Source organism: Candidatus Eisenbacteria bacterium (assembly GCA_035577985.1).
Classification (GTDB): domain Bacteria; phylum Desulfobacterota; class Binatia; order DP-6; family DP-6; genus DATJZY01.
This window is the reverse complement of sequence record DATJZY010000136.1, coordinates 1-18,301: the sequence shown is the minus strand read 5'-3', so window position 1 is coordinate 18,301 and position 18,301 is coordinate 1. Positions and strand designations below refer to the sequence as shown.

Sequence of the window (18,301 nt, the reverse complement as noted above, 5' to 3'; positions counted from 1 at the left end):
TCGTGGGGTCTATCGATCGCCGAACCGCGGCGGGCGCCGTGCGAGGAAGGCGTCGATGCCCTCCCGGCGGTCCGCCGTGGTCTGCAATAGCACGTACAGATCGTGTTCCAAGCGCAGGCCGTCCTCGAGCGGGAGATCGAGCGCGCGGTACACCGCCTCCTTCGCATAGCGGAGGGCGACCGGTCCCCGCGCTGCGAGGTCGCGGGCCCGGGCTGCCGCCGCACGCGTCAGCCGCGCCGGCGGAACGACCTCGGCGAGGAGCCCCCATGCGGCCGCCTCGCGGGCGCGCACGCGCTCCCCGAGGACCAGCAGGGCCAGCGCCCTTCCCGCCCCGACGATCCGCGGGAGGCGCTGCGTGAGGCCGCCGCCCGGCAGCCGGCCGTCGCGGACCTCGGGCGCGCAGAAGACGGTGCGCGCGGTGGCGATCCGGACGTCGGCCGCGAGCGCGAGCGCGAAACCCCAGCCGCGCGCCTCGCCGTCGATCGCGGCGACGACCGGCTGCGAGAGCGCCGCGACCGCCGCCACACCGTCGGGCCACGACGCGGGCGGCCACGCGAGGCGCGCCGGCAACCCGAGACTGAAGTCGCGTCCCGACGCCTGCAGCACGACGACGCGCACCTGCGGGTCGAGCGCGATCGCCGCACAGGCGTCGGCGAGACCCTGCATGACGTCGAGATCGAGACGGTTCCCCCGCTCGCCGCGCGACAGGGTCACCCACGCGACGGCGTCCGTGATCGCCGCCGTGACCGCCGGACGCCCGCCACGCGCCCTCACGACGCCGGCTGCACCCGGAGCTCGCGTCGCAGGACCTTCCCCATCGGGTTTTTCGGCAGCTCGGCGAGGAATTGGAAGATCTCGGGCTTCTTGAAGCTCGCGAGCCGCGCGCGGCAGAACTCGCCCAGCTCGGCTTCGGTCGCGCGCGCGCCGGGCCGCAGCACGACGAACGCGGCCACGCGCTGCCCCCACTCGACGTCCGGCACGCCCACGACCGCCGCCTCGTCGACGGCGGGGTGCGACACGAGCACGGCTTCGACCTCGGCGGGCGCGATGTTCTCGCCGCCGCGGATGATCATGTCGTCCTTGCGCCCCGCGATGTAGAGGTACCCGTCCTGGTCGACCCAGCCCATGTCGCGGGTCGGAAGCCAGCCGTCGGCCGTGAAGGGCGAATCCTTCGCGCCGGCGTATCCCTTCATGGCGCGCGGCGTGCGCACGTGGATCTCGCCGACCTCGTCCGGCGGCAACGCCTTGCCGTCCTCGTCGACGATGCGGACCTCGACGTCGGGCAGCGGGCGGCCGATCGACTTGAGGCGCTTCGTGCGCAGCTCGACCTCCTCCGGCGTCCCCTCGAGGCGGTGATCGTCCGGACCCAGGATCGTGAGCGTCGACGTCGTCTCCGTCTGCCCGAAGGCGTTCACGAACCCGATCGTCTTCGGCAAGCGCTCGATCGCACGGCGGATCACGGGGAACGGCATCTGCGCGCCGCCGTAGGAGAAGATCTCGAGGCTCGAGAGATCGCGCCGCTCGAGGTCGGGGTGGTCGAGCAGATGCTTCATCATCGTCGGCACGACGAAGGCGTGCGTCACGCGCTCGCGCTCGACGAGGTCGAGCCACGCCCGCGGCTCGAACTGCGGCATCAGCACGAGGCGGCGACCGGTCCACAGCGTCGTCATCATGTTGGTGGCGCCCGCGATGTGGTAGAGCGGCGCACAGAGCAGCGCGGCGCCGCGCGGCGTGCCGTCGGCCAGCTCGACGTTGGCGGTGACGTACGCCGAGAAGTCGCCGTACCGCAGCATGACGCCCTTCGGGAGCGAGGTCGTGCCGCTCGTGAACATGAGGATGCTCGTGTCGTCGTCGTCGACCTCCGCCTCTTCCTCGTGCTCTCGCGCGGCCGCGAGCGCGCCCTCGTAGCCCTGCACCTCGCCGCGCTCGACGTCGAAGCCGATGAGGGTGCGCAGCTCGGGGAGCGAGCCCCGCAGCGCGTCGACCTCGCCGAGATAGCGCTCGCCGACGAACAGGACCCGGGCCTGGCTCGACTTCAGCATGTGCTCGAGCTCGGGACGCTTGGCCCGGTAGTTCACCGGAATGAAGACGCCGCCCAGCATGGCGGTCGCGTAGTAGGCCTCGACGTAGCGATGCGTGTTCGTGTGCAGGGCCGCGACCCGCGTGCCGCGCCCGACGCCGAGCGCCGCGAGCGCGCCGGCGAGCTTGCGCACACGCGCGAACGTCTCGGCATACGTGAAGCGCTCGGAGCCGGATACGATCGCCTCCTGATCCGGCACGATGCCGGCCGGAATGGCGAGGAAGCTGACGGTGTTCATTCGACGGCTTCTAGCCCGAGCGCGAGTCGGCGCTCAAGCGCGATGCCGTCGCCGAGCGGCACGTCGTGCGCCGCGCGCACGCAGCGGCGAAGCGCCGCGACGCGCCCCGGCGCGATCGCCGCGAGGCGGCGCGCGATCGCCTGGGCCGCCGCGTCGAGCCGCGCGCGCGGCACGACGCGATGCACGAGACCGATGCGCTCGGCCGCGCGCGCATCGAGGCGCTCGCCTCCGAGGATGGTCGCGAGGGCACGCCCGAGCCCGACGACCCGCGGCAGCGTCTGGGTGCCGGCGACGCCCGGGATCATGCCGAGCCCCGTCTCTGGCAGCGCGAATACGGCATCGGACGCGGCCACACGCACGTCGCACAGGAGCGCCATCTCCATGCCGCCGCCCACGGCGTAGCCGTGGACCGCCGCGATCGTGGCGGCGCGCAGGCGCAGGAGGCGTCCCCACACGTCGCGCTGGTAGCGAACGGCGCGCGCGACGACCGGCGACGGCGCGCTGCCGAACTCGCGCAGGTCGCCGCCGGTCGAGAAGGCCGGCCCGGCCCCGCGCAACACCATCGCGCGCGCCTCCGGATCCTCGTCGATCGCACCGAACGCCGCGAAGAGATCGTCGCGCATGGCGACGTCGTAGGCGTTGAGCGACTCGGGACGATCGAGCGTGACCGTCGCGATGCGCCCGCGCTTCTCGAAGCGAATCGTCCGGTACGGTCTCACGCGTGCCATACGATCCTGCCGTTCGCCATCGTGAGCCACGCGCGTGCCGCGTGATGCGGGCCGCGGCCGCAGAGCCACCGGTCGTCGACGACCACGAGGTCCGCGGGGCCGCCGGGAACGAGGCGGCCGAGCATGTCCGCGTGCAGCGCCCAGGCCGCGCCGGTCGTGAACAGCGCGAGCGCTTCGTCGGCGACGAGCTGCTCGCGCGTGCCGAACGTCTCGCCGCTCGCGGTGCGCCGCGCGCGGGCCGCACCCATGCCGAGCCACGGATTCGGCGACACGACGGGCGCGTCCGACGCGCCTGCCAAGCGCACGCCGGCCGAGAGCAGGCTGCGCGCCGGATAGAGCCAGGGGTGTCGGGAGCGCTCGGTCTCGGCGCGGTACACGTCGCCTCTCCAGTACACGAAGGCGGGATTGGTGACGACCGTGAGGCCGAGCGCCGCGATGCGCGGCACCAGCGGCGGCGGGCACTCGGCCACGTGCTCGAGGCGATGCCGCCGCCGCGCCCGCACGCGGGCCGGCAAGGCGGCGAATGCGTCGAGCGCGGCAACGAGCGTCGCCATGCCGACGCAGTGCACGGCGACCTGGTCGCTCCGATGCGCCGCGAGCGCGACGCGGCGCGCGAGCCCGGCGGGATCGGGTCGCAGGCCGTCCGGTCCCTCCTCGACCATGACCTTCACCGCCCCCGGGACGAGCCGCTTCCACGGACGCCACGGCCGCGCACCCGGCGGGCGCATGGCGATGACGCGGAGCGGGAACTCGCCGCGCGCCATCACGCGGCGCAGCGGGGCGAGTCCCGCCCACGTGCGCGGCGTGGCGTCGGCGACGGTCGTGAGGCCGAGCGACGCGAGCTCGCGCCCGGCGGCGACGAGTCCCGTTTCGATCGCGTCGTGCGCGAGCGGCCCCACGGCGCGGCTGACCAGCGGCTCGGCGCCGGCAACGAGCCCGGTCGTGCGATCGGCGCCGGGCGTCGCCACGGCGAGCCGGGCGAGCCCGCGCGTGTTCAACACGGACGCGTGACGGCTTCGATGACGGAGCCGCACCGGGTTTCGCGGCGCCGCGCGCTCGAGCTCGGCCGCCGTCGGGAGCCGGTCGAGCCGCGCGTCGTCGAGCCCACCGCCCCGCACCCACGCGCCGCGCGGCGCGCCCTTGGCGGCACGCGCCACCGCTGCGAGCAGATCGCGCACCCGCCGGAAGCCCGCGCAGTCGAGCTCGACGTGACGGGCTGCGACCGCGAACAGGTGCAGATGCGGATCGATGAGGCCCGGCAGCACCGTGCGGCCGCCGCAGTCGATCCGCTCGGCGCGCGGGAGGGCCCGCACGACGGCCGCGCGCGTGCCGAGCGCGACGACGCGGCCGCCCGCCACACCGATCGCCTCGGCGATCGGCCGCTGCGGGTCGAGCGAGCGGACGCGAGCGTTGTCGAAGACGACGCTGACGGCTCAATCCGACGACGGAAGCGGCTTCGCTTCCTTCAGCTTCATCTCACCGTCGCAGCAGACGAGCGCGCCGGTGCCGGGCTTGTTGCACAGTACCTCGACGCCGCATTTCTCGCAGAGGTACCGCTTTCCGAGCTGCGTGGGCATGGGGCCTTCCGTAGCAAGGGCGCCGCGGGCGCTCAAGAGAGCGGCCACGTGGCGACGCGGGCGATCGTGACCGCGTGGCCGTGGCGCACGGCGATCTCGGTGCCCGGATCCCATGCCTCCCGGCGCACGAAGCCGAGCGCGGCGAGCTTGCCGGCGCCGAATGCCGTTGCCACCGTCGTCAAGTGCCCGACCTCCTTGGCGTCGCGCACGAGCGGCGCGCCGGGCGGCGGCGCCGGACCATCGAGCAGGAGCCCGACCAGGCGGCGGTTCACGTGCCCGCGCGCCGTGCCGCGCGCGATGACTTCCTGTCCCAGGTAGCAGCCTTTCGTTTGACTGATCGCCGACTCGACCGGGACCTCGAGCGCGAGCGTGCTCTCGCCCATGTCGAGGCCGACGCGGGGCACGCCCAGCTCGACGCGACGCCCTTCGAGCGCGTCCATGCCGCAGGGCCGCGCGCCCGCCGACACGAGCGCGTCCCAGACGCGCGCCGCATCGGCCACCGGCGCGTGCACGGTGAACCCGCCGACCTCGCCCGTATGAAGCACGCGCACGCGCGCGCCGCCGATCGTGGTCTCGACGTGCGCGAACGGCGCGAGGGCGGTCGCGCCGAGGACGCTCGCGGCCGTCGGCCCTTCGACGCCGACGAGCGCGAGATCCGCGCAGGGCTCGAGATCGACGTCGTCGGCGATGATGAGCTTCCCGAGCGCCGCGATCATCGCGTCGCACGCCCGGACGTCGACGTCGAGCAGCAGCGCGTCGTCGGTGGCCGCGACGCGGAGGTCGGCCGTGACACGCCCCTGGATCGTCAGCAGCAACGCGGGACAGCCCGAGCCGGATGCGAGGTGGGCAACGTCGTTCGTCAGCATACCCTGGAGGAACGTCGCGCGATCCGGCCCCGTGGCGCGCACGACCGTGCGAAAGCCGACGTCGACGGCCGCCGCACCCCGGCGGAGCGCCGCGTACTCGCCCTCCGGGTCGCCGAAGTGGCGCGGCAGGACGACGCCGCGGTCGTCCGCATGGACCGCGCCGCGCGCGGCGAGGTGGGCGTGCAGCGCCGTCTCGGCCATCGGGGCGAGGCTGCCCGCCCCTCGTCGCCTTGACAAGGGCCGAGCCGGCGCGCGAGAGCCGGCCATGGGCTACGAGGACATCCTCTACGAGGCGAAGGACGGCGTTGCGTGGATCACCATCAACCGTCCGAAGGTGCTGAACGCCTTCCGCGCCAAGACGGTCGACGAGCTGATCCACGCCTTCCGCGCCGCGTGGCACGACCCGAGCGTGGGCGTGGTCGTGCTGACGGGCGCCGGCGAGCGGGCGTTCTCGACCGGCGGCGACCAGAGCGAGCGCACCGGCGCCGGATATGGGGAGAGGGGTGGCATCGGCCTCGACATGCACGGCCTGCACGGCACGATCCGTGCGATCCCGAAGCCCGTCATCGCGATGGTGAACGGCTATGCGATCGGCGGGGGCCACGTGCTGCACGTCCTGTGCGACCTCACGATCGCGGCCGAGACGGCGAAGTTCGGCCAGGTGGGGCCGAAGGTCGGTTCGGTCGACCCCGGCTTCGGTACGGCCTACCTCGCGCGCGTCGTCGGCGAGAAGAGGGCGCGCGAGATCTGGTATCTCTGCCGGCAGTACACCGCCGCGCAGGCGCAGGAGATGGGTCTCGTGAACGCGGTCGTTCCGGCGGCCGAGCTGCGCGCCGAGACAGAGAAGTGGTGCCGCGAGCTGCTCGAGAAGAGCCCGACGGCGCTCAAGCTCGCCAAGCAGTCCTTCAACGCCGACAGCGAGCACATCGCCGGCATCACGGAGCTCGGCTTCGCTGCGCTCGAGCTCTACTACGCGACCGACGAGGCGCAGGAGGGCCGGAACGCGTTCATGGAACGCCGGCCGCCGAACTTCCGCAAGCCCCCGTCACGCCCATAGACGGCGGAAGCGGAGGCCCGCCGCGTCGCGCTCGACCAGGAAGACGTCGGGGTTCGTCATCGCCTCCCACGCGGCGAAGCCGAACGCCGGGTCGATCGCGTGCAGCACGAGACCGATGAGCTGGCCGTGGCTCACGACGACCGGCGAGCGATGCGCCGTGGCCAGCACGTCGTCGAACGCAGCCCGGCCCCGGGCCAGCGGCCGTCTCGCCGCCGTCGGGTCGCTACAGCGCGACCAGGACCTGCCCGCCCTCGACCCGGCACTCGTAGACGGCGACCTTCGAGTCGTCGGTGATGCTGTCGCCGGTCCTGACGTCGAACTGCCAGGAGTGCCATGGGCAGGTGAGGATGCAGCCCTCGAGCTCGCCCTCGCCGAGCGGCCCGCCGCGATGCGGGCATTCGTTGTCGATCACGTGGAACGTGCCGTCGCAGTTGAACGCCGCGAGCTCCTTGCCCTGGATCGAGATCGTCTTGCCGGTTCCCGGGGCGATGTCGGACGTCGCGCAGAGCGGAACGAAGGTGGCCATGGCGGCGCTTGTTTCACACGCGCCGCGGAGACGGGTCAAGCGCGGATCAGCGTACGCCCGCTCCCTCGCCGACGGCGGGAATCGCGTCGAGCCGCGCGAGCCACTCGGCCACGGCCGGCGCGCCCTCGAGGAGGCGCGCCTCCGCGTAGCTCCGCATCCACGCGAGCTGGGCGTACACGGCGACGTCGGCGATCGTGAGCGAGCGGCCGAGCAGGAACGGGCGACCCGCGACCAGCTCCGCGAGCCAGCCGAGGCTGTCGCGCATGCGCTCCTCGAAGTGGCCCATCGACGCGGGCGTGTACCGCCAGACGCGATAGCGTCCGACGATCTGGCGCGCCACGAGCCGCGCGACGAGCGGGCTCGCGGCGCCGCCGCCGAGCTCCACGATCGTCCGCTCCATCGCGGCCGGGCGGTTGGCCGGATTCAGCCACTTGAACGCGCCGACCACGAAGTAGAGCGACTCGTCCGCCCAGTCCTCGACCAGATTGCAGTAGGCGCGCGCGGCGGGATCGGACGGGAGGAGCGGCGGCTCGGGGTGCTCGGTCTCGAGGTAGCGTGCGATGGCGCTCGAGTCGGCGACCACCTGACCTCGATCGAGCAGCACGGGAACCTTGGCGAGCGGATTCAGGCGGCGCAGCTCGCGCAGCTTCTTCATGGTGAGCGTGACGCGCCGGTAGGGCACGCTCTTCACTTGGAGGCAGATGCGCGCCTTCGCGCAGAACGGCGAGTCGGTAAGGTCGTAAAGGAGCGGCTCGTCGTGCATCGATCGGAGGCGTCGGGGGCTAGCGGAGCGCGTTGCGGAGCTCGCGCGCCAGCAGCTCGACCGTGCCGCGCGTCCCGCCGGCGAGCTTCGCGCGCCACTCGCCCTCGGTCTCGAAGCGCGTGTCGCCGACGTGGTCGCTCCACGGCGCGATGGCGCGGTGGATCGCATGGGCGTCGGCGACGTCCTGCGTCTGGCTGCGTACGGCGCGCATCACGTCGGGCACGACGCGCAGGAATGCGCGCAGCGCCATGGCGGTCTTGATGCTGTACTTCCGGCCCACCCACGCCTTCGGGAACACGCGCGCGATCTGCTTGAAGTAGTTGAGGAAGAAACGCGGCGCGTTCTCCTGGAATCGCGCCGCCTGGCTGCCGCCGAGGGCGTCCAGGCCGGTGAAGATGTTCTTCAGCTCCTCGGCGAGCGGCGCCTGGGCGACGCGCCCGTGGCCGACGCCGAAGAGCTTGATCTCGCCCCGCAGCGGCGAATCGGACTGCTCGTTCAAGGCCCGGATGATGTCGTGCCCCGCCGCGAGCGCCTTGTCGGGGTAGAGCCGGCGTCCTGCGAGGCTGATCAGGTGCGACGGGTTCAGCTTCGTGTGCTTGGCGTTGATGGTCACGAACAGCTCGACCACCTGGTCCGGCGCGAGCTTGTCGAAGATGATCGCCGGCACCTGCACGTCGTCGGCGCGTCCGTCCTCGATCATCTGATGGAGCGCCAGCAGACGGTGCTGCCCGTCGAGCGCGCGCAGCACGCCCTCCTCGGATGGGATCTGCAGAACGCCCAGCACGCGGTGCGTGCTCGTGGGCGTGAAGTCGAGGCGGCGATCGGCGACCAGCAGCACGGCGCCCGCGATCGCCGGCAGGTTCCCCGCCTCGGCGCACTGGCCGTAGTAGTCGACGAGCTCGGCGATCTTCTTGCGGATCACGGGACGCTGGTAGGCCTCGGGGCTCTCGGCGATCCGCTTTTCCAGCAGCTCCCAGTTGACGCGCGACGACTTGACCTTTCGGCGCTTGGCGGATTTCGTCGCCGCGCCGGCGTCGTAGCCCAGCACCTCGAAGCGGACGAGCCGGTCGACGTCGCGGGCGCCGAGCATGGCCTGGTACAGGGTCACGCCGAACTGCCGGAGCCGCATCGCTGGTACGGTGATCATGCGCCCTCCTCGCTCGTCACGACGGCGTCGACGGCGCGCGCAGCTCGAGCTGCGCCACGACCGGCCGTTCGTCCTGTTCCTGCGTCTCGATGCCGCCCGCCAGCTCGAGCTTCTGCTCGAAGCGCTCGAGCCGCCGATCGGCGGAGATGAACGCCTGCTGAGCGTTGCCGAGGTGCCGGCCCACGAGCCGCATGTCGTCGCGCAGCCGCTCGAGATCGCCGCCGAGCCGCGCGAGCTGATCCAGCACCTCCTTGGCGCGCGCTTCGATCCGCAGGCCGCGAAGCCCGAGCACGATGGCCTGCAGGTACGCGTAGAGCGTGCCCGGCGACACCGGGATGACCTTGCGCTCGAGCGCGTAGCTCACGAGCTCGCGCGCCTCGTCGCGCACGACGGCCTCGTAGAAGACGTTCTCGGCGGGGACGTACATGAGCGCGAAATCGTACGTGCCCTCGTCGGGCAGCACGTACTTGGCCGCGACGTCGTCGACGTGCTTGCGCACGCGCGCCACGAATCCCTTGCGCGCGCGGGCGCGCGCGTCGTCGTCGGCGGCGTCGAGCATGCGCCGGAAGTCCTCGAGCGGGAACTTGGCGTCGACCGGCACGAGCCCGTCGCCCAGCCGGATGACGGCGTCGACCCGCTCGCCGCTGCGGAAGCCGTGCTGCAGCGTGAAGTGCTCGGCCGGCAGCACCTGCGCGAGGAGGTCGGCCAGGAAGTATTCGCCGAACCCGCCACGCAGCTTCGGCGCCCGCAGGATGTCGTGCAGCGTCTGGACGCTCCGCCCGACGTCGTAGACCTTGGCGGTCGCCTCGCGCAGCTCGCCGAGGCCCTTCTGCACCTCGCCGACGACGCGTGCCGTGTTGTCCAGCCGCTCCCCGACGCTCGTCTGTGAGCGCTGCACGACCTCGAGGCTCTCGCGCAGGCGGTCGTTCACCTGCGCCGTCAGCTGCGCGAGCTGCTGGCCCACGGTCTGGCCCTGTCCCGTGAGCGCCTGGCCCATTTGCGTGCGCAACGCGTCCATCTGCTGTTGCAGGAGGAGCAGGCCGGCACCGTCGTCGCGGCGGGCGCGCGCGCTCCGGAGCAGCCACAGGAGCACCAGGATGGCGCCGACGACGAGCGCGCCGCCCGCCGCCGCCGCCGGAACCCACCACGCCGCCGTCACGCTCCTAGCCCAGCGCCGCCGCGTAGGCGGCGAGCTCCTCCAGCTTGCGCAAGCGCGCCGCGCGCACACCCCACTCGCCGGGCGGCGCCGTGGCGAGCGCCTCGCGCGAGGCCGCGACCGTCGCCGCCAGGATCCGCACGCAGGTCGCGTGCATCGCACGCCTGGCGCGCTGCCGCCTCGCCCGCGCCACCTCGGCCAGCACGATCACCTGTGCCACGCGCGTACCGCCTACCACCCCGACCGCACGGCGGCAACGCGGGCGCGCGCCCCATCGAGCACGCCCACGCGGGTCAACGGACGTCCTCGCGCGTGCTCAGGGCGCGCAGACCGCCGGGATGCTGCCCTTCACGCCCACGAACTTCGCCGGCGTGTCGTAGATCGTCGCCGGCGTCTTCGCCGGCGCCTCGCTGCACCACGCGACGCCCGTGCCGAGGTCGAACCGCACCGCGACCCCGCCTTGCGGCGTCGCCGACAGGACGTAGGTCCAGTTGGTTCGTCCGCCGACGACGAAGAGCTTGTCGGGCTTGACGAACACGCGGAAGACCGGCCCGTCGCTGACGTCGTCGTCGTGGAACTGGTAGCCCTTCAGGAGCGTCGCCGTCCCGATGACCTTCCAGCGCGCCGCGGGCAGGTCGATCGTCACCGTCTGCGGGTCGCCGCCGACGTTGCTGACGGTGAGCGTCGCGCCGAACATGGTGGGGTCGCCGGCGCTGCCGACGGGCGGAGGCACGATCCGGTTCGTGGGCTGGAGCCGCGTCCCGGAACGGAACTTGAAGAAGCGCTTCTTGGGGTCGATCGGTGGGACCGGATCGTCCTTCACCACGAGCGCCACGGTCGGCACCGGCAGCGGATCGGCCGCCGCCACGGGTGCGCCGGCCACCGCCAGCCCGACCAGCGTCCCGAGGACGAGCCTCGTCATCGGTGGCGAGCGTAACAAGGGCGCCTCGTCGATGGCGAGGGAAAAAGCGCTTGCGGCTTGCTCCGGCGCCCAGGATTCGTCCCCTGACCGGGCGGGTTCACTTCGATCGCCGGCTCGGCTAGGACGGCTTCGCGTGCGCCTGGTCTGCTTCGGCGACATCCACATGGCCTTTCGGGCGATCGAGCGCCTCGGCCCCGTGCTCCGCGAGGCGGACGGCGCGATCCTGACCGGCGACCTCACCCACTTCGGCGATCCGCCCGACGCCTTCCGCGTGGTCGACGCGGTACGCGCCCATTGCCCCAGCGTGCTCGCCGTCACCGGCAACCTCGACATGCTCTCGGTGATCGACGCCTTCCGCGACGCCGGCATCTCGCTGCACGGCGAGGGGCGCCTGCTCGGCCCGCTCGGCGTCTTCGGCTGCGGCGGCTCCAACATCACGCCGATGGACACGCCGACCGAGCTCGAGGAGCACGAGCTCACGGACACGCTCGCGCGCGGCCACGCCGTGGTGGCGGACGCGGCGCGACGGCTCATGATCTGCCACACGCCGCCGTACGACACCCGCCTCGACCGCCTGATGAACGGCACACCCGTCGGCAGCCCCGCCGTCCGAACGTTCATCGAGACGCGTCGGCCAGAGGTCGCGATCGTCGGGCACATCCACGAAGGGCGCGGCGTGGACCGCGTCGGCCAGACGCTGGTCGTGAATCCGGGCGCGCTCCGCGACGGCGGCTACGTGGTCGTCGAGGACGACGGCACGGCGCTGCGCGCCGAGCTGCGGAGCTGGCGCGACGACGGCCGGTGATCCGCGCCGTCACCTTCGACGCCGCCGGCACGCTCCTCGCGCCGGCCGAGGCGGTCGGCGACACGTATGCACGGACGGCGGCGCGGTTCGGGATCTCGGTCCGCGCCGCCGACGTGGACGCGGCCTTTCGTCGCGCCCTGGCCGAGGCGCCGCCGCTGGCGTTCCCCGGCGTCGCGGCACACGAGCTGGCGCGCCGCGAGCGCGACTGGTGGCGCGCCGTCGTTCGGGCCGCGCTCGGCGCCGCGGCGTCGCCCGACGGGTTCGAGGCGTGCTTCGACGCCCTCTTCGCGCACTATGCGACGCCCGGTGCGTGGCGCGTCTACGCCGACGCCCGCCCCTGTCTCGAGGCCGCGCGCGCACGTGGTCTTCTCACGGCCGTCGTCTCGAACTTCGACCGGCGCCTGCCGTCGCTCCTGGACGGCCTCGGCCTTTCGCGCGCCGTCGATCGCGTGCTCTGGTCGACGCAGGTGGGCGCCGCAAAGCCCGCCGTCGCCATCTTCGCGGCCGCCGCTGCGGCGCTCGGCGTCGACGTGGGCGAGATCTGTCACGTGGGCGACGACGTCCGCGCCGACGTCGGCGGTGCGCGCGCCGCCGGCGCGAGCGCGCTCTACCTCGATCGCAGCGGCCGGACGCCGGGCGCGCTCGTCACGCTCGATCGGTTGCTCCAGGCGCTCGGCGCGGATCAGCCGTAGACGTCGACGAGCTCGCCCGTGGCATACGCCCGAGCCGAGGGCTCGTACGGGCGGCGTGGCGGGCGGGCGGCGAAGGGGACGTGGGGCACGACCCACGGGGTCGTGTACCGCGCCGTCGTCACCACTTCGGGGATGACGACTCGCGGCACCAGCGCGAGCGCCGGCACCGTAGCCACCTCCATGACGACGGGTCATCGCACGAGGCGTGCCGAGGCGTCCAGCAAAAAACGGCGGCAGAAACCGCCGAGCGGGCAACTTCGTGCTGCGCATGCGCGTGCGCAGGCGCATCCGCCGTGCGCCTTGGGGGCCCGCGCAACCTGGCAACGCGGCTGACGACGCGCCGGGTGCGCAGCGTCCGGCGCAGGCCGCCGGCCATGCGCGCGCTCAGGCGCGCATGGGCGCGTCGCCGATACCGTAGCGCTTCAGCTTGTAGAGCAGCGTGCGGCGCCCGATGCCGAGCAGCCGCGCCGCCTGCGTGCGGTTGTTGCGCGTCGCGACCAGCGCACGCTCGATGAGGGCGCGCTCGGCACCGCCGACCGCGCTCTCCAGCGTACCGCGAAAGTCGACCGCCGCGCTGCGCGGCGCCTCGCGGTCGGGATCGAGGTCCTCGATCGAGATGAGCGGGCCCGTCGCCATGACGACGGCGCGCTCGACCACGTTCTCGAGCTCGCGGACGTTCCCCGGCCACGGGCGCGTCGCCAGCCACGCGAGCGCGTCGGGCGCGAGGCGAAGCTCGGGACGCCCGTGCTTCGCGCCGAAGCGGGCCAGCAGGTGCTCCGCCAGCACGGGGATGTCGTCGATGCGATCGGCGAGGCGCGGCAGGCGCAGCGGTGCGACGCAGATCCGGAAGTAGAGATCCTCGCGGAACGTGCCGGAGCGGACGGCTGCTTCGAGATCGCAGTTGGTGGCCGCAATGAGCCGCACGTCGACCCCGATCGGACGCGAGCCGCCGACGCGGACGATCTCGCGCTCCTGCAGCACGCGCAGCACCTTCGCCTGTACGCCGGGGCTCATGTCGCCGATCTCGTCGAGGAACAGGGTTCCGCCGTGGGCGCGCTCGACGAGCCCCGGCCGCCGGTCGACGCCGGTCGCGATGCCGCGCTCGATGCCGAACAGCTCGGCTTCGAGGAGCGATTCAGGAAGCGCGGCGCAGTTGACGGCGACGAACGGACCGCCGCGCCGGCGCCCGCCGTCGTGAAGCGCGCGCGCGACGCGCTCCTTGCCGGTGCCGCTGGCGCCGAGGAGGAGCACCGTCACGTCGACGTCGCCGAGGCGCTCGATCGCCGTCACGACCTTGCGGAACGCGGGGCTGACGCCGACCAACGTCGCGGCGGCGCCGGGCGCGTCGGCACGGTGCGCGCGCGGCGCGAGATCGGTGCCCGCACGCAGGAACGCGTTCTCGAGCGCCATCGCGATCTGTGGCGCGACGAGATCGATCGCCGCCACGATCTCGGGCGAGATGCCGCCGGCCTCGCGCATCCCCACCCCGACGACCCCGAGGACGCCGCCCCGCGCGCGGAGCGGCTGTAAGAGGACGGCGCCGCAGCGGGCGAGCTCGGGCGGCAACGCGCCGGGTGCCGCGGCTTGCCCGCAGAGCTGGACCGCTTCGCCCCGACTCGCCACGTCCTGGACGAGGCGCGCAACCGGCACGAGCTCGCCCAGATCGCGCGTGGCGGCGAGGAGGGCGAAGCGCGCATCGGCGCCGCTCGCACCCCACACGATTACGCGATCGAGGGCGAGATGCCGCACGAGCGTCTCGACGGCGGCGGCTGCGGTCCGCTCGGGGGAATGCGCCCCGCCGAGCGCCTCCCCGATGGCCCGCACGAAGTTGATCTGCGCTCCCTCGGCCACGATTCCCGCCACCCACGATGAGGCTAGGAAGCGCGCTTCCGAGTCTCAAACAGGCCACAAAGCTTGACTCCTGCGCGATAAACTGCGACCCCTGAACTGGGTCGACCGGTTTGGGTCGGTGGAAAAATGAGGGAGGAACATCCAGTGATCGGACGGAAGATCGTTCTAGGACTGACGGCGCTGACGCTCTGCCTCGGGCTCGCCGCGAGCGGGGCCTACGCCAAGCCATGCCCGAAGAAGTGCCACACGGAGCTCACCGCCTGCAGGACTTCGTGCCTCGAGCTCAAGGGCAAGGCGAAGCGGATGTGCATCAAGGACTGCAAGCAGCCGATCATCGCCCTGTGTAAGGAGCGCAAGAGTCCCACGTCGTGCTCGCCGTCGGGCGCGTTCCTCGACGAGCTGACCTACTAGCTCAACGTACGGGGCGGCGTGGGACGACTACGCCGCCCCGTTCCTCGTTCCGCCCTTCCAGCACCGCGAGCGCGTCGGTACGGCGCACGAGCTGGTGGGGCTCGGAGCGAATCTTCTCTCCACCGTCCTCGAGCTCGCCGTCGAGCAGGAGACCACCGATGTCGGTCGCGCGGTGGAGGAACGAGAGGAAGCCTTCGCGCGTGAGCCACTGCGCGAGGTAGCCGCGGCTGCCGAGGTCCATGCGGAGCGGCCCCACGGCGGCTTCGTTGGTCCACACGAAGAGGGTCCAGCCCCAGTCCCACCGACCGCCGAGGTACTCCGCCGAGGAGCGCCGGGCCGGCGGACGCCAGAAGAGAAGGAAGTCGCGCGCGGAGCCCATGAGCTGGCGCGCGGTCGCGACGCCGGGCGACTCGGCGGCGGGCGCCGGGCTCGGGCGCGCGCGGCGACGCCTCGCAAAATCCACTGCGATCACGTTGCTCGGCGCCTGCTGCACTCAGCCGCGAAGCTACCAGCACCCTCCGGTGGCGTCAACGAGAAAGATGCATATCCCGGCGTAGTCAGTTTCCGCCGTAGCGCGTGTCGGCCTGCATGGCGAGGTGCTCCAGCATCTTCTGCTGTGCGTGTTGAAAAGCGACCGAGCGCAGCATCTCGTGGCCCTGTTGGGCGAGCGGTATCGCGGCGAGCACGCCCGCCAGCTCCACCGGCGAGATGCGGGCGATCTGCGCCTCCATCTCCGACAGGACCTCGGGCGGGAGCGGGGGCGTCTCGAACTGTCCCGTCAGATCGAGCATGGCCGCGAAACGCTCGGCAAATTGCGTCTTCGCTTCGGCCCGCTCCTCCGGCGTGACCGTGAGCTGGAGCTTGGTTGCGGCCGCCTGGAAGAGCCGGTCGAACGCGTCGAGCAGCGCATCTCGTCCCGTCATCTCGCGCCGGATCGTAGCCAGGGGCGACGGTGGTGTCATCCCCCGGCCCAAAGGTCGTAGACGGTTGACACCTTCGGGCATCGCCGGATAGCGCTCCGCGCATGCGTTGGGCGGCGTCCGGATTGCTGGTGCTGGTCATGACCGCCGGCACGGCCGCGGCCGACGGCGACGTCGCCGACCGTGCGGAAGCGGCGGCCACCCGCGCCGAGGCGGCGGCGGATCGCAGCGAGGCGGCCGCGAAGCAGGTCGAGGACGCCGCGGCGCGGCTCGAGCGTCTGGTCGACGAGTTCGAGCGCCGGCAGGAGCGCCGCGCCGGCGGGCACAAGAAGGAGTGAATCGCCGATGCCCGACGACACGCGAAGCATGGGCAATTCCATCGGCCGTGCGCTCCCCCAACCCGGGGACGCGCGGCTCGACGGCGGCGCACTCGTCGGTCGCATCCTGGGCGAGCAGGAGGTCCGCTACCTCTTCACGGTGAACGGCGGGCACATCTGGCCGATCCTCTCCCACCTCCGCGAGCACGACGTGCAGATGATCCACATGCGCCACGAGCAGTCGTGCGCCTATGCCGCCGACGCGTACGCCCGCACGAGCGGGCGCCCGGGTCTGCTCTCGGTCACCGCCGGGTGCGGTCTCACGAACGCCGTCACCGGGCTCTGCGTGGCCGGCCTCACCGGCAGCCCGGTCGTCTGCATCGCGGGCCAGCATCCCACGACCGAGGACTACCTCGGATCCTTCCAGGAGGCGTACGGCTCGGAGATCTGTCGCACGTTCTCGAAGTTCACCAAGCGCGTGCTCGACTGGTCGACGATCGAGGTCGACCTGCGGATGGCGTTCCGCGAGGCGATGAGCCCGCCGCCGGGTCCGACGCTGGTCGAGATCCCGACCAACGTCCTGTACCAGCAGGACGACGTCGCAGGGCAGCGACGCGGCGCGCGGATCTATCCCCAGGACGCGATGCGGAGCGCCGGAGATCCCGCCACGATCGAGCGCGCGCTCGAGCGGCTCGCGCGTGCGGAGCGTCCGCTCATCGTCGCCGGCGACGGCATCTTCTGGTCCGACGCGGCGGGGGAGCTGCGGGCCTTCGCGACGCGCATGCAGATCCCCGTCTACACGCGCCGCGCCGGACAGGGCGCCGTGTCCGAAGAGGATCCGCTCGCGGTGCGCGGTGCCTGGAAGAAGCCCTTCACGGGCCGTGCCGACGTGATCCTCGCGATCGGGTTCAAGTTCTGGAGCGGCGAGCACTTCGGCGAGCCGCCGACGTGGAGCGCGGAGGCGACGTACATCCAGGTCGATCCGACGCCGTCGCGTGTCGGCTGGCACGTGCCGGCCGACCTCCCGATCGTCGGCGACCCGAAGCTCGTACTGGCGCAGCTGCTCGCGCGCGCCGAAGCGCTCGGTCTCGACGGCGCGCGGCGCCGCGGCGGCGCGTGGCTCGCCGAGGTCGCGACGACGCGCACGCGCTTCGACGAGGCGCTGCGCGTGCAGGAAGCCGAGGTGCATGACGCGAGCCCGATCCATCCTGCGCGCCTCACGCGCGAGCTCCTCGACGTGATGGATCGCGACGCGACGCTCGTCATCGACAGCTTCACGCTCTCGGGATGGCTCTCGCAGTGGTTCGCGGCACGCTTTCCCGGTCAGATCGTCGACGCCGGTCCGCTCGCACCGGTCGGTCACGGCATCGGCATGGGCATCGGCGCGCAGCTCGCGCGACCGGGCAAGCAGGTGATCGTCGTCATCGGCGACGGCGGCCTCGGGATCGGCGGAATGGAGATCGAGACGGCGCTCAAGCACAAGCTGCCCGTCCACACCCTCGTGTGGAACAACAGCTCGTGGGGCCCGTCCTTCGATCAGATGCCGATGCTGCGCGGGCGCGTCGATCCCTTCGACATGCTGCCGGAGCTCCGCTACGATCGCATGTTCGAGGCGATCGGCTGCCACGGCGAGCACGTGACCAGGCCGGCGGAGATCCGGCCCGCGCTCGAACGCGCCTTCCGCTCGGGGCGAGCGTCCGTCATCAACGTGATCGGCGACCCGCGCGTCGGGCACGCGCGGCTCGGCGGGAACCTCCTGGGATCGACGAAGGTCTGACGGCGAAGGCGGCGGGCGTCGGTGCCGGTGGGTCCGCGAGGTCGAGGGCGAAGCTGCGGCTTCGGCTACGCCGCGCGAAAACACACTCCCGACGTCAGCACCGAACGTTTCGTCGCGCCACTTCGCAGGCGCCTCCGCTTCGCCCCCGACCTCGCGACGCACGGCACACCGTCAGTCCCCTTCCCCTTCGTCATTCCCCGGGGCAGAAGCCGGAGCGCGACATTCCCTCGCGCGAGTGCGCTGGGGCGGGGGGAGCTGCCGAGGCGTAGCGAGGCTGCGCGGGGCGGGCGGCGAGGGCGGAGCGCCCTTGAGCCGCGCGGCGCTCCGTCGTCGCGATGCTCGGCAGGCTGGGATCGCCGCGCGGCGAACTAAGACCAAATGAACGGCCGGCTCACATCCGCACGTTCGCGGATTAGTCTCGGGAGTCTCGCCACCCGCGGCTAGAGCCGCATACGGAGGAGCCGGCCA

Annotated in this window: 23 protein-coding genes; 6 read left to right on the top strand and 17 right to left on the bottom strand. The window is 72.5% G+C overall.

The features are described 5' to 3' along the window. Window positions 1–9 precede the first annotated feature (9 nt). From VMS22_19930 to VMS22_19905, 6 genes are all read right to left on the bottom strand, one after another. Window positions 10–774 carry an enoyl-CoA hydratase/isomerase family protein gene (locus VMS22_19930; protein ID HXJ36310.1) on the bottom strand — a complete coding sequence of 255 codons (765 nt, stop codon included), beginning with the start codon at window positions 772–774 and terminating at the stop codon, window positions 10–12. Further along, on the bottom strand, window positions 771–2,318 hold the full coding sequence (locus tag VMS22_19925) for a long-chain-fatty-acid--CoA ligase (GenBank protein HXJ36309.1): 1,548 nt from the start codon (window positions 2,316–2,318) through the stop codon (window positions 771–773). Before VMS22_19925 ends, VMS22_19930 begins: the two co-directional genes overlap by 4 nt. Continuing rightward, complete coding sequence (locus tag VMS22_19920) at window positions 2,315–3,046, bottom strand: enoyl-CoA hydratase/isomerase family protein (protein HXJ36308.1); 732 nt, start codon at window positions 3,044–3,046, stop codon at window positions 2,315–2,317. Before VMS22_19920 ends, VMS22_19925 begins: the two co-directional genes overlap by 4 nt. Further along, the gene (locus tag VMS22_19915; protein ID HXJ36307.1) at window positions 3,034–4,404 is read right to left on the bottom strand and encodes an amidohydrolase family protein; all 1,371 of its coding nucleotides are present in this window, start codon (window positions 4,402–4,404) and stop codon (window positions 3,034–3,036) included. The genes VMS22_19920 and VMS22_19915 overlap by 13 nt, the downstream gene beginning before the upstream one ends. Window positions 4,405–4,479: 75 nt before the next feature. Next, complete coding sequence (locus VMS22_19910; protein HXJ36306.1) at window positions 4,480–4,623, bottom strand: hypothetical protein; 144 nt, start codon at window positions 4,621–4,623, stop codon at window positions 4,480–4,482. 32 nt (window positions 4,624–4,655) lie between these two features. Continuing rightward, window positions 4,656–5,690 (bottom strand): glycine cleavage T C-terminal barrel domain-containing protein, encoded by a 1,035-nt coding sequence (locus VMS22_19905; protein HXJ36305.1) that lies wholly within the window; start codon window positions 5,688–5,690, stop codon window positions 4,656–4,658. A gap of 64 nt (window positions 5,691–5,754) precedes the next feature. Here VMS22_19905 and menB point away from each other — a divergent pair, with 64 nt between their 5' ends. Next, on the top strand, window positions 5,755–6,546 hold the full coding sequence (menB, locus tag VMS22_19900) for a 1,4-dihydroxy-2-naphthoyl-CoA synthase (GenBank protein ID HXJ36304.1): 792 nt from the start codon (window positions 5,755–5,757) through the stop codon (window positions 6,544–6,546). Here the strand turns inward: menB and VMS22_19895 are convergent. The 7 genes from VMS22_19895 to VMS22_19865 all read right to left on the bottom strand — a co-directional run bounded on the left by VMS22_19895 (window position 6,535) and on the right by VMS22_19865 (window position 11,060). Then, entirely contained in the window at window positions 6,535–6,714 is a 180-nt protein-coding gene (locus VMS22_19895) for a hypothetical protein (protein HXJ36303.1), read from the bottom strand. The genes menB and VMS22_19895 overlap by 12 nt on opposite strands. A 55-nt stretch (window positions 6,715–6,769) precedes the next feature. Beyond that, window positions 6,770–7,072: a Rieske (2Fe-2S) protein gene (locus tag VMS22_19890; GenBank protein HXJ36302.1), complete on the bottom strand. Its 303-nt coding sequence runs from the start codon at window positions 7,070–7,072 to the stop codon at window positions 6,770–6,772. Between the two features lie 46 nt (window positions 7,073–7,118). After that, entirely contained in the window at window positions 7,119–7,835 is a 717-nt protein-coding gene (locus VMS22_19885; protein HXJ36301.1) for a glutathione S-transferase family protein, read from the bottom strand. Window positions 7,836–7,854: 19 nt separating this feature from the next. Then, on the bottom strand, window positions 7,855–8,982 hold the full coding sequence (locus tag VMS22_19880; protein ID HXJ36300.1) for a DGQHR domain-containing protein: 1,128 nt from the start codon (window positions 8,980–8,982) through the stop codon (window positions 7,855–7,857). A 16-nt stretch (window positions 8,983–8,998) separates the two neighbouring features. Then, entirely contained in the window at window positions 8,999–10,141 is a 1,143-nt protein-coding gene (locus VMS22_19875) for a DNA recombination protein RmuC (protein HXJ36299.1), read from the bottom strand. A 4-nt stretch (window positions 10,142–10,145) separates the two neighbouring features. Then, window positions 10,146–10,358, bottom strand: coding sequence for a hypothetical protein (locus tag VMS22_19870; protein HXJ36298.1), 213 nt, complete (start codon window positions 10,356–10,358; stop codon window positions 10,146–10,148). Between the two features lie 96 nt (window positions 10,359–10,454). Next, entirely contained in the window at window positions 10,455–11,060 is a 606-nt protein-coding gene (locus VMS22_19865; protein HXJ36297.1) for a hypothetical protein, read from the bottom strand. Between the two features lie 133 nt (window positions 11,061–11,193). Here VMS22_19865 and VMS22_19860 point away from each other — a divergent pair, with 133 nt between their 5' ends. Both VMS22_19860 and VMS22_19855 read left to right on the top strand, forming a co-directional pair. Then, a complete protein-coding gene (locus VMS22_19860; GenBank protein ID HXJ36296.1) occupies window positions 11,194–11,865 on the top strand; it encodes a metallophosphoesterase family protein in 672 nt (223 codons plus the stop codon). Continuing rightward, window positions 11,862–12,557: an HAD-IA family hydrolase gene (locus VMS22_19855; protein HXJ36295.1), complete on the top strand. Its 696-nt coding sequence runs from the start codon at window positions 11,862–11,864 to the stop codon at window positions 12,555–12,557. Before VMS22_19860 ends, VMS22_19855 begins: the two co-directional genes overlap by 4 nt. Here VMS22_19855 and VMS22_19850 read toward each other — a convergent pair. Beyond that, complete coding sequence (locus tag VMS22_19850; protein ID HXJ36294.1) at window positions 12,548–12,739, bottom strand: hypothetical protein; 192 nt, start codon at window positions 12,737–12,739, stop codon at window positions 12,548–12,550. The genes VMS22_19855 and VMS22_19850 overlap by 10 nt on opposite strands. 202 nt (window positions 12,740–12,941) lie before the next feature. Continuing rightward, the gene (locus VMS22_19845) at window positions 12,942–14,420 is read right to left on the bottom strand and encodes a sigma-54 dependent transcriptional regulator (GenBank protein HXJ36293.1); all 1,479 of its coding nucleotides are present in this window, start codon (window positions 14,418–14,420) and stop codon (window positions 12,942–12,944) included. 132 nt (window positions 14,421–14,552) lie between these two features. On the opposite strand from VMS22_19845, the gene VMS22_19840 reads away from it, so the two are divergent. Further along, window positions 14,553–14,819 carry a hypothetical protein gene (locus tag VMS22_19840; protein HXJ36292.1) on the top strand — a complete coding sequence of 89 codons (267 nt, stop codon included), beginning with the start codon at window positions 14,553–14,555 and terminating at the stop codon, window positions 14,817–14,819. A gap of 1 nt (window position 14,820) precedes the next feature. Here VMS22_19840 and VMS22_19835 read toward each other — a convergent pair whose 3' ends face one another. Together VMS22_19835 and VMS22_19830 are read right to left on the bottom strand one after the other, a co-directional pair. After that, on the bottom strand, window positions 14,821–15,312 hold the full coding sequence (locus VMS22_19835; protein ID HXJ36291.1) for a hypothetical protein: 492 nt from the start codon (window positions 15,310–15,312) through the stop codon (window positions 14,821–14,823). Between the two features lie 64 nt (window positions 15,313–15,376). Continuing rightward, on the bottom strand, window positions 15,377–15,742 hold the full coding sequence (locus VMS22_19830; GenBank protein HXJ36290.1) for a hypothetical protein: 366 nt from the start codon (window positions 15,740–15,742) through the stop codon (window positions 15,377–15,379). Between the two features lie 101 nt (window positions 15,743–15,843). Here VMS22_19830 and VMS22_19825 point away from each other — a divergent pair, with 101 nt between their 5' ends. Both VMS22_19825 and VMS22_19820 read left to right on the top strand, forming a co-directional pair. Then, window positions 15,844–16,077 (top strand): hypothetical protein, encoded by a 234-nt coding sequence (locus VMS22_19825; GenBank protein ID HXJ36289.1) that lies wholly within the window; start codon window positions 15,844–15,846, stop codon window positions 16,075–16,077. Window positions 16,078–16,084: 7 nt separating this feature from the next. Further along, on the top strand, window positions 16,085–17,833 hold the full coding sequence (locus VMS22_19820; GenBank protein HXJ36288.1) for a thiamine pyrophosphate-binding protein: 1,749 nt from the start codon (window positions 16,085–16,087) through the stop codon (window positions 17,831–17,833). Window positions 17,834–18,301 lie beyond the last annotated feature (468 nt).